At 43.2% G+C, this 1,310-nt stretch carries 1 protein-coding gene; it reads right to left on the bottom strand.

Going from position 1 to position 1,310, the window contains the following annotated elements:
* Positions 1 to 6: 6 nt before the first annotated feature.
* Positions 7 to 1,310 (bottom strand): Asp-tRNA(Asn)/Glu-tRNA(Gln) amidotransferase subunit GatB (gene gatB, locus VXQ92_RS18505; RefSeq protein WP_416682793.1); only part of this gene is annotated, 1,304 nt, incomplete at its 5' end.

Below are 1,310 nucleotides of genomic sequence, written 5' to 3'. Positions count from 1 at the left end.
TCTTATCTAGAAATGAACAAATAAACCAATCAATTTTTTCATTAATTCATTTACTTGTGCAGGGTTAGCTTTACCCTTAGAGGCTTTCATGACTTGACCAACAAGGCCGTTAAAGGCTTTTTCTTTACCAGACTTGTACTCTTCAACCATTTTTTCATTGGCTGCAAGTACTTCTTTAATGATCGCTTCAATTGCGCCAGTGTCGGTTTCTTGCTTTAAGCCTTTTTCCGCAATAATGTCATCGGCAGATTTACCTTCCGATTCCCACATAAAGCCAAAGACTTGTTTAGCAATTTTACCGCTAATGGTGTTGTCAACAATACGTGCAATCATGCCGCCAAGCTGTTCAGCAGAAACAGGTGAGTCTGTTAACTCTAAGCCCGCTTTATTTAAAGCACCAGAGAATTCACCCATTACCCAGTTTGCAGCAATTTTACCTTGCTTCGCACCACCAGCCGCAGCAACAACAGCTTCATAGAAGTCCGCCATTTCGCGTGAGAGCGTAAGTACGTGTGCGTCGTATTCAGTTACGCCAAAGTCTGCAATAAAGCGTGCACGGCGTGCTGCTGGCAACTCAGGCATAGTTGCTTTGATGGCCTCAATTTGCTCATCTGGAATAATTACTGGTAACAAGTCTGGATCAGGGAAGTAGCGGTAGTCATTCGCTTCTTCTTTAGAACGCATAGAACGTGTTTCCATTTTATTTGGATCGAACAAACGAGTTTCTTGGTCAATTTCGCCGCCCCATTCCAAAATTTCCATTTGGCGTTCAATTTCAACATTGATCGCTTGCTCAATGAAACGGAATGAGTTGAGGTTTTTAAGTTCACAGCGTGTACCGAATGGCTGTCCCGGACGACGTAAAGACACGTTACAGTCCGCACGGAATGAACCTTCAGCCATGTTACCGTCAGAAATACCTAACCAACGTACTAGTGTGTGAATTGCTTTGATGTAGGCAACTGCTTCTTCAACCGAACGCATGTCCGGTTCAGAAACGATTTCAAGCAAAGGCGTACCAGCACGGTTTAAGTCAATGCCAGACATACCTTCAAATTGATCGTGCACAGACTTACCTGCATCTTCTTCAAGGTGAGCACGAGTTACGCCAATGCGTTTAGTCGTACCATCTTCAAGTTGAATGTCGATATGGCCCAAGCCCACAATCGGATTGTCCATTTGGATAATTTGGTAGCCTTTTGGAGAGTCAGGATAGAAGTAGTTTTTACGTGCAAATACTGAAGCTTGGTCGATGTAAGCATCAATCCCTAAACCAAAACGAATTGCGAGTTCAACCACTTTTTCATTTA

The organism is Acinetobacter sp. 228 (genome assembly GCF_048147885.1).
This window is presented reverse-complemented; position numbering and strand designations above follow the sequence as displayed.